The following is a 14,071-nucleotide window of genomic DNA, read 5'->3' on the forward strand; positions in this document are numbered from 1 at the left end:
TCTGTGGATCGGTGGGGGTCGGGCCAAGGCGGCCCTGAGGTCACCCGGCGGTGGCTGCCGCCGGATCCTTGCCTGCGGCCGCTGCCCGCGCGCGGCTGCGGGTGCCGCGCGCCACGACCGCCGGCATCGCGGCGCCCAGGACCGCGTACGACACCCCGAGGACGACCCAGCCGCCGGCGCCGTGGTCGACGATCAGCCAGGCGAAGAGCGCGGGGGCGAACATCTTGCCGATGTCGCCGCCCATCTTGTACGTGCCCTGGTACTGGCCCTGGGCGTGATCGGGAGCGAGATCGAAGGCGATGGTCCAGCTGCCCGCCGCCTGCCGGATCTCCCCCAGCGCGTGCAGCAGTGCGCCGACGACCAGCAGGAGGCACGCTTCGAGCAGTCCCCTGCCGCCGGACATGGCGAACACCAGGCAGGCCACCGCGACGCAGCAGGCGCCCTGCAGGCTCGCCCACGAGGCGGCCCTGGGGGTGTCGGTGCCGCGCGCCGCCCTCGTCTGGAAGGCCACCACGAACCCGGTGTTGACCAGCAGGATGACCGCGCTCATCCAGCGCGGCGCCTCCGTGCGGTGGATCACCCACAGCGGCAGTACGAGATCGAGCAGCAGAGCATGGGTGACGAGCAGCCCGTCCAGGGCGGTGAACAGCAGGAACGGCATGTCGCGAAGGACCGCGAACGCGGCGCCCGCGGAGGCCGGCACCGGCGGAACAGGAGGCTCCTTCAGCGTGAGCAGCCCCGTCGCGAGGAAGCAGAGGGCGGTGAACACAACGGCGGCCTGATAGCCCTCGCGCGCCCCCCAGGCGAGTACGAGACCGGACAGACAGGCGCCGATCGCCATCGTCGCGTTGAGGGATGCGCGGATGTACGCCATCACGTGCGCACGGTTCTCCCGCGGCACGTTCGCCGCGATCATCGCCTTGCGGGCGTTGTTGCCGGCCCGGTAGGCGAAGCCCTGGACGGACGTGACGATCAGATACGACCAGAAGCCGTCCACGAACAGCAGGGCGGCCGTCAGCGGCGCCAGCGCCAGGAAGGACCACATCTGTACGGTCCGGGGTCCGGCCCGGTCCGCGAGGTGCCCGAGCGGGATGCTCGACACCAGTACGAGCGCGGCCGATATTCCTATGCTGAGGCCGAGTTGCCCCGGCGTGAGACGGATCACCGTCACCGCGTAGATCGCGTTGATGGCCATCCACAGGCCCTGTCCGAGGGCCATCACCATGGTGATGACGGTGAGCATCCGGGCAGGTCCTGGCGGAGGGAGGATACGGGTCAGCACGATGGTCTTCCTGTCCTGGCGGATTCCCTGCGGGTGCCTGGCTGTTGGTGTGGAGGCTAGGTGCCCGGCGGGCTCGCGCGATCGCTTGTGGGCGCAAACCGACTTGACGGCGAAAAGCCCGCTCTGCTCATAAATCCAGTACGTCCGACGGTGCGTGCTGCGGCCGGCCGTGCGTGCCGGGTTCCGGTGGGAGCCGTGCCCCGCCGGGGGTCCGGGAGGTCGTGGCGTCCCGCGCGGGCGGCTGAGCCGCAGCGCGCCCGCGATCAGCAGCGGTGGGCAGAAGATGCCGACCAGCCCGATGCCGACGCCGAAGAGCAGCGCGGGGGCCGCCCGGTGGCGCCCGGTGGCCACGATGTCCTGCCGGAACCAGGCCTCGCACCAGACGGGGAGCCGGAGGGGCAGCCCGTATCTGTCCGGCTCCATCAGCCGCTCGTGTACAGGTGCTCGGGGCGTCCGCTGTCGCCGTAGCGCAGCGAGAGCCTCAACTTTCCCGCTTCGGCGAGGTACTTGAGGTAGCGCTGCGCGGTGGACCGGCTGATCCGGGCCCGTTCGGCCACTTCCTGGGCGGAGATCTGCCGGCCCGTCCCGTGCTCCCCGACGATCCGCTTGACCAGCTCGGCGGTGCGCTCCGAGAAGCCCTTCGGCAGCGCGTGCTCGCTCTCGGGGGTGCGCAGTGCGCCCAGCATGCGGTCGATGCGGGCCTGGTCCATCTCGGCGCCGTCCTCGATGATGCTGCGCAGCTGGACGTACGCCTCCAGTTTGGCGCGCAGCCCTTCGCAGGTGAACGGTTTGACGATGTACTGCAGGACGCCGACGCGCAGGGCTTCGCGCACGGAGGCGGCGCGGCGGTCCGCGGTGACCATGATGACGTCGATGTCGTACCCGAGCCCGCGCATCCTGCGGACGAGGGACAGTCCGCTCTCATGGGGCAGATGCTGGTCGAGCAGGATCAGATCGATGCCGCCGCGCTCCACGGCGGCGAGCGCGGGCGCGGCGTCGTGAGCGATGCCGGCGACGCGGAAGCCCGGCACTTCCGACACGTAATGGGCGTTGATCTTCGCCACGTAGAAGTCGTCGTCCACGACCAGGACTTCGATCACCGAAGGCTCCCGACGGCTCCCCGCGGGGCTGCTTCTCGCACAGCGGCTCCTCGTGCGGCCGCTCCTCGTGCGGCGGGTCTTCGCAGGGCGTCTCCTCGCGGCCCGGCCGCCATGCGTACGGTGAACACCGCACCGCGCCCGCCGTCGTCCCGGTCGGCGACGGTGACCGTCCCGCCGCCCTGCAGCGTGACGGCCCGTATCAGCGCGAGGCCAAGTCCCCTGGCCCGTACGCCAGTTCGGGGCTTGGTGGAGAACCCCGGAACGAAGATCCGCCGGCGCAGGTCCGGGGGGACACCGGGGCCGTTGTCGGCGACCGCGAGTTCGACGCACTCCTCGTCCTCGCGCAGCGAGATCTCGACGCGGGGGTCCACGATCCCGCCGCCCGTCACGGCGTCGAGGGCGTTGTCGACGAGGTTGCCGAGCACGGTGACGATGTCCTCGGCCTGGCCGGGCCGCCCGCTCAGCACGGACTGCGGGCTCAGCCTGAGGGCCACCCCCCGCTGTTCGGCGACCATGGCCTTGCCGATCAACTGGGCCAGTACCAGGGGTACTTCGATGCGGCTCCCAGCATCCAGGATCTCGGCGAACGGCGGCCCCGGCGAGGCCGCGCCCGACCCGGGGTGCCTCTTCGCGTGCTCGGCGAGCTCCATCAGGCCGTACAGGATGTGCAGGGCATTGCGCCGCTCGTGACTGCGGACCGCGAGGGTGTCCCGACTGCACCGCGCAGCTTGTGACTGCGGGGCGTCCGACGGCCGCAGGACATCCGGAAGTGTGCGAGGAATCACGGGTAACAGCCCTCCTGTGGCATGCACCTGGTGGGTGCAGCTCATTGGAACCAAGAGGCTCCCCAAGCAACAGGATCGACAGGGCAAAGAGATTCCTTGACCAGACCACGCACGACCCGAAACCTGCGAAGAAGTATGAATTTTCCACATCCGCACCCCGCCCGGCGAGATCGATCCGGCACCGGATCAGGACTGATCGTCGAGCGGGCACCGGCACGGCCGGGCGTGGTTACGCGGGACGGGGCCTGCCCCTACACTGAGCGCCCCCGAAACAAGCCCTGACCAGCAGAGGACAGCTCACGAGGCGGTCCGCCACCAAAGGGAGCAGCCGGGTGTTCTACTACATCCTCAAACACGTCGTCCTGGGACCGCTGTTGAGACTTCTGTTCCGGCCCCGGATCGAAGGGCTGAGCCACATTCCGGCGGACGGGGCGGCGATCGTCGCGGGCAATCACCTGTCGTTCTCGGACCACTTCCTGATGCCCGCCGTACTGAAGCGGAGGATCACCTTCCTGGCCAAGGCGGAGTACTTCACCGGGCCCGGGGTGAAGGGGCGGCTGACGGCCGCGTTCTTCCGCAGTGCGGGCCAGATTCCGGTGGACCGCTCAGGCAAGGAGGCCGGGAAGGCGGCCGTGCGGGAGGGGCTCGGGGTGCTCGCGAAGGACGAGCTGCTGGGCATCTACCCGGAGGGGACGCGGTCGCACGACGGGCGGCTGTACAAGGGCAAGGTCGGGGTCGCGGTGATGGCGATCAGGGCGGGCGCGCCGGTGGTGCCGTGCGCGATGGTCGGGACGTTCGAGATCCAGCCGCCGGGGCGGAAGATCCCGAAGGTCAAGCGGGTGACGATCCGGTTCGGGGAGCCGCTGGACTTCTCGCGGTTCGCCGGCATGGAGGACGAGAAGGCGGCTCTGCGGGCCGTCACCGACGAGATCATGTACGCGATCCTGAACCTGTCGGGGCAGGAGTACGTCGACCGGTACGCGGCCGACGTGAAGGCCGAACAGGCCGCTCAGGGGCGGAAGTTCCCGCGGCTTCGGCACTGAGCAGGAGCGCGCCGACGTACCCGGGCAGGTGCGTACGGACGGGCAGGGGCGGCCGGTGGGAGAGCACCGGCCGCCCCCGGTTCGAGCGGCAAATCGCCTGCCGTCGGTTACGGCTTGGGCGTGGCGTGCGGGGCGCACGTCACGTCACGGCTGTCCAGCTTGCCGCTGAGCAGGTAGGCCTCGACCTTGCCGTTGAGGCAGGGGTTCTCCAGGTTGGTGATGCCGTGCGAGCCCGCGTCGCGCTCGGTGATCAGGCGCGAGCCCTTGAACCGCTTGTGCAGCTCCACCGCACCGGCGTACGGCGTGGCCGCGTCCCGGGTGGACTGGGTGATCAGCACCGGCGGCAGCCCCTTGCCGGTCTTCACCTCCATGGCGTGCTGCTGCGGGGCGCCCCAGGTGGCACAGGGCAGGTTCATCCAGGCGTTGGACCAGGTGAAGAAGGGGTACTTCTCGTGCAGCCGGGTGTTGTCCCGGTCCCACTTGTTCCAACTGGTCGGCCACTTGGCGTCCGCGCACTCGACCGCCGTGTAGACGGCGTTGAAGTTCTCCGAGGCGATGTTGCCCGCGGTGTCCTCCGGGTGCGGACCGGCCTTGTCGACGAGGGGCGCGGCGTCACCCGCGACGTACTTGCTCCAGACGCCGGCGACCGTCGGCCAGTAGGAGTCGTAGTACGGCGCGTTCTGGAAGTAGTTGTTCAGTTCCTGCGGGCCGACCACCTTGCCGATGGGGTTCTTCTTGGCGGTGGCGCGCAGCTCGGCCCACTGCTTCTGGACCTTCTCGACGGTGTCGCCGAGGTGGTAGGTCGCGTCGTTCTTGGCGACCCACTTCATCCAGTCCTTCCAGCGGCCCTCGAAGGCGATGTCCTGGTCGACGTTGACCTCGTACCAGATCTTCTTCGTGGACGGGTTGACGACGCTGTCCAGGACCATGCGGCGCACGTGCGACGGGAAGAGCGTGCCGTAGACGGCGCCCAGGTAGGTGCCGTACGAGACGCCCAGGTAGTTGAGCAACTTGTCGCCCAGCGCGGCCCGGAGGACGTCCAGGTCACGTGCCGTGTTGGGGGTGGTCATGTGCGGCAGCATCCAGCCGCTGCGCTCCTTGCAGCCGGCCGCGTATTCGGCGGCGAGCTTGCGCTGGGCGCGCTTGTCGGCCTCGCCGTCGGGCACCGGGTCGGCCTTCGGGGCCTTGACGAACTCCTGCGGGTCGACGCAGGAGATCGGGGTCGACCTTCCGACTCCGCGCGGGTCAAAGCCCACCAGGTCGTACGCCTTGGCGGCGCCTGCCCAGATGGCGTTCTTGGTGACGACCCGGCGCGGGAACTTGAGGCCGGAGCCGCCGGGACCGCCCGGGTTGTAGAGCAGGGAGCCCTGCCGGTCCTTCGGGGAGCCGGTGTGGGCGATTTTGTCGACGGCAATCCGGATCTGCTTGCCGTACGGCTTCTTGTAGTCCAGCGGGACCGTGACGTAGCCGCACTTGATGGGCTTCTCCAGGCCCCAGTCGGCCGGGCAGTCCTGCCAGTCGATGCCGCGCGCGGCGGCCAGGCCGGCCGCCACCTGCACCCCGTGGGCCTCCGAACCTCCGCCCTGGTACCGGCTGTTGGAGCTCTGCTTCGGCTGTGCCGCGTCGGCGGTCGCGGCCGGTGCGGCCATCGCGCCGGCTATGAGCGTGCCCGCGAGCAGCGTGCCGGCCGAGCCGAGCACTGCGGTGCGTCGCAAGTGGACCTCCCCCTGTGAGTTTCCTTCACGTCCCCGGAAACGGGTGTGGGCGGCATCCTTCCGCCCGGAGGGATGCCGCGACCAGACCGTACTGGTGTTTCTTTGCCGAACCAATAACCGGTGCAGGATGTCCCGCTCAGCGGTACGGCTTCAGCAGGCGGTCGGGCAGAGGGCCGTCTGCGACTCCAGTACGTCGTCCAGGATCAGGCGCAGTTCCCTGGCATCCGCCGCCACCGCCGTCACGAGGACGGCGGGCCCCGCGAGCGGCGTCAGCACCGCGGTCGGGCCGAGCAGCCGGGCCTGTGCTGCGGAGTGAGCCAACTGCTCGTCCACCACCAGGAGTTGGCCGACCGCCCGGTGTCCGCCGAGGACCGCGCCGCCGTCCCAGCCACCCGGTGCGCCCGGACCGTACGAGAGCTCCTGGTCGAAGAGGGGGCGTCCGCCGCGGTGGACGGTGAGGCGGGTGGTGAGGGTGCCGGTGGACTCGCCGTGCCGGCCCAGGACCTGTTCCTCGCGGAGCACCAGGCGGGCGGTGGGGGCCAGTTCGACCCGGGTGGTCATCCGCAGGTCGCTGCCGCACGCGGAGATCAGCTGCTCCGGCAACCAGCGCAGCTCCGCTCCCTGACCCACCGTCAGCCGGACGTCGTAGTGGGCGGGTTCCGGGGTGCGTCCGGGCAGCGCGACGGTGGCGGCCGCCGCGTCGACGGTGAGCCGGGCGCCGTCCAGCACCTCGGCCTCGATGGCGAGGCGGTCACCGCCGAGCGGTGCGCTCATGGCGCCGACGACGGTGACCCTGCTGCTGCCGGGTCCTTCGGCGGATCTCGTACGGCGCAGGGCGAGCGGGCCGTCGCTCTCCAGGACCGGGAGCCGGCCCCCGGGGGCGGCGACGATCCGGGCGGTGGCGCGCAGGCTCATACCGTACGGGCGGCTGCGGCGCCGGCGGGTGCCGTACGGGCGGACCCGGTCCAGGCGGCGAGCTCAGCGCGCACCCAGTCCGCGATCGGCTTGACACCCTCGCCGGAGGTCAACGACGTGAACGCGACGGGGAGTTCACCGCGCTGCTCCTTCGCGTCGCGGGCCATCCGCTCCAGGTCGGAGCCGACGTACGGCGCGAGGTCCGTCTTGTTGATGACGAGGAGGTCGGCGGTGGTGACGCCGGGCCCGCCCTTGCGGGGGATGTCGTCGCCGCCCGCCACGTCGATGACGAAGACCTGTGCGTCGACGAGGCCCTTGGAGAAGGTGGCGGTGAGGTTGTCGCCGCCGGACTCGACGAGGATCAGGTCGAGCGGCCCGACCGCGTCCTCCAGGTCCTCCACGGCTTCGAGGTTCGCGGAGATGTCGTCGCGGATCGCGGTGTGCGGGCAGGCTCCGGTCTCGACGGCCTGGATGCGCTCGGGCGGCAACACCGCGTTGCGCAGCAGGAATTCGGCGTCCTCGCGGGTGTAGATGTCGTTGGTGACGACGGCCAGGGAGAACATGTCGCGCAGCTCGCGGCAGAGCGCGGCGACGGTCGCCGTCTTGCCGGACCCGACGGGCCCGCCGAGCCCGATACGCAGGGCACGCCGGGTGCCGTCGGGGCGGTGGGCGTCGGCGCTGACGGCGGTGGCGGCGGAGTGGTCGTGGTCGAGATGCATGGTCCGGCTCCTAGTTTTCTTGCGTTCTTGCGTTCCTGCGGTTCCTGCGATTCCTGCAAGCGGGTACGAGTGCTACGACGCGAAGAGGCGTACGGGCCAGGCCGCGTGTGCCTCCGCCGTGATGTCGAGCAGGGGGGCCGAGGCGGCGGGCAGGGCGTCGATGCCCTCGTACGCCGCCAGCGCCGCCCGCTCGGCGACCAGGTCGAGCTCGGGGGCGAGCCGCGCGAGAACGCCCGTCGCTTCGAAGGGGTCCAGGCTCAGCAGCCGTACGACCGCGGTCGCGGCCCCGCTGACGCTTTCGTACGCGGCACAGTGCGCGGCGTCCTCGGGCCCGAGTCCGGCGGAACGGGCGGCGAGACCGAGCACGACGGGCTGGTGCGCGCCGCGCGGCCGGGCGGCGGCGAGCGCGTCCAGTTCGGGGCAGGGCCAGGCGGCGCGGGCGGCCCGCATCATCTGCCGGCCGAGCTTGCGGGCGGTGGTCCGCAGCGCGGGCGACGGAGTCCGGGCGTCGGCGGCCTCGTCGAGGGCGAGCGGGTCGAGCCCGAGCGCGGCCGCTGCCGCCAGAGCGGCGGCGGTGAGTCCCGCGGTGTGCAGCCGCCCGCGACAGAACGCGGCAAGGTCCCGGTGGTCCCGGATCCGCCCGGCCTTGACCGCGGCCTCCGCCCCACCGGAGTGCGCATGCCCCCCGGCGGGAAACCGCCCGTCGGCCAGCACGAGCAGCGCGGCACGGGCCCCGGGAACGGGACGACGGGAAGCGGCGGCCCCACTGACGCCGGGCCCGCCCTGCACCTGCGCAGTGCCGTGATCCACCACGTCGCGACCACCACCCACAGGCCCAACCTGCACGGTGCCGTACTCCTCCACCCCAAGGCCGCTCCCTACAGCCCCACCCCGCGCAACGCTGCGGCCCGTCACCCCGGCAGCCGGGGCACCCCCGGGCCGCCCCGTCGCCGGACCGACCGGCTGAGGCCGACCGGTCACAGGCTTACCCGGCCCCGGCCCGGTGTCCGCACCGGGGGCAACACCGGAACCCGGCACACCCTCCACACACGGACCAGCGGTCGCCGCAGCTGGGAGTCCGACGGACGCCAGGGCCTCCGCAGGGGAGGCAGGGCCGGAGCCCCGTACGCCCTCCCTGCGCGGCCCCTCGGTCGCCGGGGCGGCCTCAGCCGGGAGTACGGTCCCGCCCGGGGGCGTACGCACAGACGTCAGTCGGTCCATTTTCTGACGCCCCTCAGAAGAGGAAGTAGCGCTGGGCCATGGGCAGTTCGGCCGCCGGGGCCGGGTCCACCGGGTCGCCGTCGATGGTCACCGTGAAGGTGTCCGCGTCGACCTCGACGCGCGGCATCGCGTCGTTCTCCCGCATGTCCGCCTTGGTGACCCCCCGCGTGCTGGTGATCGGCACGAAGGACTTCCCGATGCCGAACCGGCTCCCGAGTCGCTCGGCGATCTTGTCCTCGATCGCCGCCTCGGCCACGAAGTTGAAGGAGTTCGCGGCCGGGGCGCGGCCGATCGCGCCGAACATCGGCCGGGGCAGGATCGGCTGCGGGGTGGGGATCGACGCGTTGGCGTCGCCCATCTGCGCGTACGCGATCTGGCCACCCTTGATCACGAGCAGCGGCTTGACGCCGAAGAAGGCGGGCTCCCAGAGGACGAGGTCGGCGAGTTTGCCGGTCTCGACCGAGCCGATCTCGTGGGCGAGACCCTGTGCGACGGCCGGGTTGATCGTGTACTTGGCGACATAGCGACGTGCCCGGTGGTTGTCGGCGCGCCCGTCGCCCGGCAGCGAGCCGCGGCGCTTCTTCATCACGTGGGCGGTCTGCCAGGTCCGCAGGATCACCTCGCCGACCCGGCCCATCGCCTGCGAGTCCGAGGAGATGATCGAGATCGCGCCGAGGTCGTGCAGGATGTCCTCGGCCGCGATGGTGGAGGGCCGGATGCGGGATTCCGCGAACGCCAGGTCCTCCGGCACCGCCGGGTTGAGGTGGTGGCAGACCATCAGCATGTCGAGGTGTTCGTCGAGGGTGTTGAGGGTGTGCGGCCGGGTGGGGTTGGTCGAGCTGGGCAGGACGTACGGCTCGGAGACGACCGTGATGATGTCCGGTGCGTGCCCGCCGCCCGCGCCCTCGGTGTGGTACGCGTGGATGGTGCGGCCCGCGATGGCGGCGAGGGTGTCGCCGACGAACCCGGCCTCGTTCAACGTGTCGGTGTGGATGGCGAGTTGGGCACCGGTCTCGTCGCAGACGCTCAGGCATGCGTCGATGACGGCGGGGGTCGCGCCCCAGTCCTCGTGGATCTTGAACCCGAGCGCGCCGCCCCTGAGCTGGGCGTGCATGGCCTCGCGGGACATGGTGTTGCCCTTGCCGAGCAGCCCGATGTTCACCGGGTAGTGCTCCAGCGCGGCGAACATCCGGGCCAGGTGCCAGCCGCCGGGTGTGACGGTGGTGGCCTTGGAGCCCTCGGCGGGTCCGGTGCCGCCGCCGACAAGGGTGGTGATGCCGGAGGAGAGCGCCGACTCGACGACGGTCGGCGAGATGAAGTGGACGTGCGCGTCGATGGCGCCGGCGGTGACGATCCGGCCGTTGCCGGCGATGATCTCGGTCTCGGGGCCGATGACGAGGTCGGGGTGGACGCCGTCCATCGTGTCCGGGTTTCCGGCCTTGCCGATGCCGGTGATGCGGCCGTCGCGGATACCGAGGTCGGCCTTGACGATGCCCCAGTGGTCGAGGATGACGACGCCGGTGATGACGGTGTCGGGTGCGCCTTCGGCCCTGGTCGTACGGGCCTGGCCCATGGATTCGCGGATGACCTTGCCGCCGCCGAACACCGCCTCGTCGCCCGCGAGTCCCGGCCCGCCGGAGCGGTCCTCCTCGATCTCTACGAGCAGATCGGTGTCGGCGAGCCGGATGCGGTCGCCGGTGGTGGGGCCGAAGAGGTCGGCGTACACGGCGCGGGAGATCCCGGGGTGCGCGGAGCCCCCGGTGCGTACGGACTCAGCCATCGAGGGCACCTCCGGTCTCCCCGCGCAGTCCGGCGACGATGCGCAGGCCGCCGATGGGAACGAGTTCGACGTCGACGGGGATGCCGGGCTCGAAGCGCACGGCCGTACCGGCGGCGATGTTCAGCCGCAGGCCACGGGCTGCGACTCGGTCGAAGTCAAGACCGGGGTTGGCCTCGGCGAAGTGGTAGTGGGAGCCGACCTGGACGGGCCGGTCGGCGGCGTTGAGGACGCGGAGGCGGGTGACGGGGCGGCCCTCGTTGAGGAGGACGGGCGCGTCTGCGAAGAGAATCTCGCCGGGGATCATCGGTGTCCGTGTCCCCGCTACTGGATCGGCTCGTGGACGGTGACGAGCTTGGTGCCGTCCGGGAAGGTCGCCTCGACCTGTACGTCGTGGATCATCTCGGGGATGCCGTCCATGACCTCGTCGCGGTGCAGCACCTTGCGGCCCGAGGACATGAGCTGGGCGACGGTGTGACCGTCGCGGGCGCCTTCGAGGATGTGCGAGGTGATGAGGGCGACCGCCTCTGGGTGGTTGAGCCTCACCCCGCGCGCCCTGCGCTTCTCGGCCACGTCCGCGGCCACATGGATGAGTAGCCGTTCCTGCTCGTGCGGGGTCAGTTGCACGGGTCCACACCTCACAGTCCTCGCGCCGGGCCGCCCGGCCCGGCTGTCGCGGTCACCACGACGGACATAGGTGTACCACCCACCCAGCAAAGGGCATGCAAAGCCTCGGTAAGGGGTGTCACCAGGACTTTCCGTCAGGTGCCGTCATCACGAGGCTAGTTGTGCGGGGTTTCCGTCGCGTTAACTCCACCGTCCCCGTGCTCGCCCCGGTATTCGGCGGCGATGCCGAACCGGCGGCGTTCGCCCGGAGCGGACGTGATCGAGCCGACCGACGAGAGAGAACTGATCACCTGCTCCTCCGCCACCTCCGGCTCGTTCTCCAATCGCTCCAGGTCAGCGGCGGAGACCAGCGCGACGAGCGGCTTCCCGTGACGCGTCACGACCACCCGCTCCCCGCCGTACACGACGCGGTTGATCAGGTCGGCGAGCTCTGCACGGGCTTGCGTCACCGGAATCTCGTAGGTCATGCTCACCATCGTACTGAACGTACGTCCTGTACATTTTTTACAGAGGCGGCAGCGCTTCCGCTGCCGCGGTCAGAGGGAGCGCGCCATGATCCAGCCGTCCGCCCGATACGTTCTGCCCCAGTTCCACGAGCGCACCAGCACCGGGACCCGCACGCTCGATCCGTACTCGAAGCTGCTCGCCGAGCGGATCGTGTTCCTCGGGACGCCCGTCGACGACGCCGCGGCCAACGACATCGCCGCGCAGTTCATGTACCTGGAGCACGACGCCCCCGACCGGGACATCTCGCTCTACATCAACTCCCCCGGCGGCTCGTACACCGCGATGGCGGCGATCTACGACACGCTCCAGTTCGTCACCTGCGACGTGGAGACGACCTGTCTCGGCCAGGCCCTCGACGCCGCGGCCGTACTGCTCGCCGCCGGCACCCCCGGCAAGCGGCTCGCACTGCCAGGCGCCCGGATCGCCCTCAGCCAGCCCTCGCTGGACGAGCCCGCCCAGGGGCAGCCGTCCGACCTGGAGATCCAGGCGCAGGAGCTGGTGCGGCTGCGCACGATGACGGCGGGGATGCTGGCCCGGCACACGGGCAGGACCGCCGAGCAGGTCGAGACCGACTTCGACCGCACTCAGGTCCTCGACGCCGAGGCCGCCCTCGCGTACGGACTGGTGGACCAGATCGTCGCGAGCCGCAAGGGCGGCACCACCCCCGCGCCCCGGTGAGCGGGCGGATGCTGCCCGAGCTGCCGCCGCTGCCCGCGCTGACCCGGGCCGAGTGCGACTTCCTGGACAGCTATCTGGAGGTCGTCGACTCGCTGGGACGCATCAACCCGTCCCGCAGCACGGACACTTACGGCGCTCTGCGCGCCGCACAGGCACTCGTCGGCCGGGCGAGCGCACTGCGCGACGCACTGACCCTGATGTACGAGCGGGGCGAGACCGGTATCCACCCGGCCACGCTCGCACAGGCGCTGCGCGTGCTGGACGGGGAGCGGCGGGCCAAACGCCTCACCGTGCCGCCGGAACAGGCGAGTTGATCACCGGGCACTGCCACCCGGGGTGGGCACACCGGCACCAGGACTCCTCCCCCGTTCGGCCCAGTCACGTCTACCCCGTCCGCACTGATCGAGTTGCACAGTTCGTCCGGAGCAAGATCGGAATGATCTGTTCCGGTGCTGGTGCGGGCCTCCTCGGGGGCCGACACCTTGGAGCGGAACCGCCCTTGTCCACCCGAACGGGTCAGTGGTGAGGAGCCTCACAAACACCCCTCTCCGCTCGGAAACCAGACGTTCACCGGGTCAAGATCCCTGGGACGACAAGCCCCCGCCGTCGTGGCGGGGCGGTCCTGACGGGCGCCGCACCTCGGGCGCCGCCGGGACGTCTGGTCGACGAAGGGTTGCGCATGACTGCGCACGTTCACGCACTTGTCCCGTCGCTGATCGCCAGGGCCTCCATCGCATCGGCCCTCACCCTCGCCGTGGCGGGCGCCCCGCTCCTGATCCCCGGAGCCGCGCCCGAGGCCGAGGCCGCGACGCTCGCGACGAAGGCGCTGCAGATCGCCGCCTCGAAGCGCGGTTCGCCGTACAAGTACGGGGCCAGCGGACCGAACCGCTTCGACTGCTCGGGCCTGACGCTGTACTCGTATCGGAAGGCGGGCAAGAATCTGCCGCGCTCGGCCCAGTCGCAGTACAACAAGACCCGGCACATCTCCGCCTCGGTGCGCAAGCGCGGGGACCTGGTCTTCTTCCACCAGGGACGCAGCGTCTACCACGTCGGCATCTACGCGGGCAGCAACAAGATCTGGCACTCGCCGAGGCGGGGCACGGTGGTGCGGCTGGAGCGGATCTGGTCGAAGAGCGTGTGGTACGGGCGGGTGAACTGACGGCCAGTCACTTCACCTCTTCCGGCGGCGCGTTGGGCAACTCTCCGGCACGCCGCCGCCTTCACCCCGTACGCCTACCTCTGCACCGGCACGACCCAGGGCAGCGCGATCCACACCGTCTTGCCGCCCTCCGCGGTGGGCGTGACCGACAGCCGGCCCCCGCACTCCGCGGTGAGGGAACGGATGATGACCATGCCGCGCCCGTTGTCCTGCTGGACGGCGGCGGGCAGCCGCTGGGGCCAGCGCGGATGGCTGTCGGTGACGCCGATGCGCAACTGCTCGTCCCGGTCCAGCTGGACGTCCACCGTGAAGGTGGGGGACTGGCCGAAGGTGTGCTGTACGGCGTTGGTCGCCAGCTCCGAGACGATCAGCCGGATGACGTCGGCCGCCTCCGAATCCGCCGGAAGCCCCCATTCGGCCAGTACTTCGGCCACGTATCTCCTGGCGGCGGGCACCGAAGCTGGATCGCTCGGCAGGGTGACGGATACTTCCTGGTGGTCAGCCATGGCGACGTTGTCCCTTTCCCACCGGGGCCGAATCGGA

At 70.8% G+C, this 14,071-nt stretch carries 16 protein-coding genes; 4 read left to right on the forward strand and 12 right to left on the reverse strand.

Features of this window, described 5'->3' with window-relative positions:
* Positions 1-40: 40 nt before the first annotated feature.
* From AB0D18_RS12410 to AB0D18_RS12420, 3 genes are read right to left on the reverse strand one after another with little or no spacing between them, the layout of a single operon-like run.
* Positions 41-1,705, reverse strand: coding sequence for an MFS transporter (locus tag AB0D18_RS12410; RefSeq protein WP_362415782.1), 1,665 nt, complete (start codon positions 1,703-1,705; stop codon positions 41-43).
* Positions 1,705-2,382 carry a response regulator gene (locus tag AB0D18_RS12415; RefSeq protein WP_362415784.1) on the reverse strand — a complete coding sequence of 226 codons (678 nt, stop codon included), beginning with the start codon at positions 2,380-2,382 and terminating at the stop codon, positions 1,705-1,707. Before AB0D18_RS12415 ends, AB0D18_RS12410 begins: the two co-directional genes overlap by 1 nt.
* Entirely contained in the window at positions 2,379-3,167 is a 789-nt protein-coding gene (locus tag AB0D18_RS12420) for an ATP-binding protein (RefSeq protein WP_362415786.1), read from the reverse strand. Before AB0D18_RS12420 ends, AB0D18_RS12415 begins: the two co-directional genes overlap by 4 nt.
* Positions 3,168-3,499: 332 nt before the next feature.
* On the opposite strand from AB0D18_RS12420, the gene AB0D18_RS12425 reads away from it, so the two are divergent.
* Complete coding sequence (locus AB0D18_RS12425; protein WP_362415788.1) at positions 3,500-4,210, forward strand: lysophospholipid acyltransferase family protein; 711 nt, start codon at positions 3,500-3,502, stop codon at positions 4,208-4,210.
* Positions 4,211-4,317: 107 nt separating this feature from the next.
* On the opposite strand, the gene AB0D18_RS12430 is transcribed toward AB0D18_RS12425, so the two are convergent.
* The 8 genes from AB0D18_RS12430 to AB0D18_RS12465 form a co-directional block, all read right to left on the reverse strand.
* On the reverse strand, positions 4,318-5,925 hold the full coding sequence (locus tag AB0D18_RS12430) for an alpha/beta hydrolase (protein WP_362415790.1): 1,608 nt from the start codon (positions 5,923-5,925) through the stop codon (positions 4,318-4,320).
* A gap of 150 nt (positions 5,926-6,075) precedes the next feature.
* A complete protein-coding gene (locus AB0D18_RS12435) occupies positions 6,076-6,840 on the reverse strand; it encodes an urease accessory protein UreD (protein ID WP_362415792.1) in 765 nt (254 codons plus the stop codon).
* On the reverse strand, positions 6,837-7,559 hold the full coding sequence (gene ureG, locus AB0D18_RS12440; protein ID WP_362415794.1) for an urease accessory protein UreG: 723 nt from the start codon (positions 7,557-7,559) through the stop codon (positions 6,837-6,839). The genes AB0D18_RS12435 and ureG overlap by 4 nt, the downstream gene beginning before the upstream one ends.
* Before the next feature lie 72 nt (positions 7,560-7,631).
* A complete protein-coding gene (locus tag AB0D18_RS12445) occupies positions 7,632-8,279 on the reverse strand; it encodes an urease accessory UreF family protein (protein ID WP_362415964.1) in 648 nt (215 codons plus the stop codon).
* Between the two features lie 514 nt (positions 8,280-8,793).
* The gene (locus AB0D18_RS12450; protein WP_362415796.1) at positions 8,794-10,560 is read right to left on the reverse strand and encodes an urease subunit alpha; all 1,767 of its coding nucleotides are present in this window, start codon (positions 10,558-10,560) and stop codon (positions 8,794-8,796) included.
* Positions 10,553-10,864 (reverse strand): urease subunit beta, encoded by a 312-nt coding sequence (locus AB0D18_RS12455; protein WP_362415797.1) that lies wholly within the window; start codon positions 10,862-10,864, stop codon positions 10,553-10,555. The genes AB0D18_RS12450 and AB0D18_RS12455 overlap by 8 nt, the downstream gene beginning before the upstream one ends.
* Before the next feature lie 17 nt (positions 10,865-10,881).
* Positions 10,882-11,184 carry an urease subunit gamma gene (locus AB0D18_RS12460; protein WP_362415799.1) on the reverse strand — a complete coding sequence of 101 codons (303 nt, stop codon included), beginning with the start codon at positions 11,182-11,184 and terminating at the stop codon, positions 10,882-10,884.
* 155 nt (positions 11,185-11,339) lie between these two features.
* On the reverse strand, positions 11,340-11,651 hold the full coding sequence (locus AB0D18_RS12465; RefSeq protein ID WP_362415801.1) for a type II toxin-antitoxin system Phd/YefM family antitoxin: 312 nt from the start codon (positions 11,649-11,651) through the stop codon (positions 11,340-11,342).
* 85 nt (positions 11,652-11,736) lie between these two features.
* Here AB0D18_RS12465 and AB0D18_RS12470 point away from each other — a divergent pair, with 85 nt between their 5' ends.
* The 3 genes from AB0D18_RS12470 to AB0D18_RS12480 all read left to right on the forward strand — a co-directional run bounded on the left by AB0D18_RS12470 (position 11,737) and on the right by AB0D18_RS12480 (position 13,528).
* Positions 11,737-12,369: an ATP-dependent Clp protease proteolytic subunit gene (locus AB0D18_RS12470; RefSeq protein WP_362415803.1), complete on the forward strand. Its 633-nt coding sequence runs from the start codon at positions 11,737-11,739 to the stop codon at positions 12,367-12,369.
* An 8-nt stretch (positions 12,370-12,377) separates the two neighbouring features.
* On the forward strand, positions 12,378-12,683 hold the full coding sequence (locus tag AB0D18_RS12475) for a hypothetical protein (protein WP_362415805.1): 306 nt from the start codon (positions 12,378-12,380) through the stop codon (positions 12,681-12,683).
* Positions 12,684-13,048: 365 nt separating this feature from the next.
* Positions 13,049-13,528, forward strand: coding sequence for a C40 family peptidase (locus AB0D18_RS12480; protein WP_362415807.1), 480 nt, complete (start codon positions 13,049-13,051; stop codon positions 13,526-13,528).
* Positions 13,529-13,602: 74 nt separating this feature from the next.
* Here the strand turns inward: AB0D18_RS12480 and AB0D18_RS12485 are convergent, their stop codons facing one another.
* On the reverse strand, positions 13,603-14,034 hold the full coding sequence (locus tag AB0D18_RS12485) for an ATP-binding protein (protein WP_362415809.1): 432 nt from the start codon (positions 14,032-14,034) through the stop codon (positions 13,603-13,605).
* Positions 14,035-14,071: the final 37 nt, after the last annotated feature.

The organism is Streptomyces sp. NPDC048442, assembly GCF_040651475.1.
In the GTDB taxonomy this organism is placed as follows: domain Bacteria; phylum Actinomycetota; class Actinomycetes; order Streptomycetales; family Streptomycetaceae; genus Streptomyces.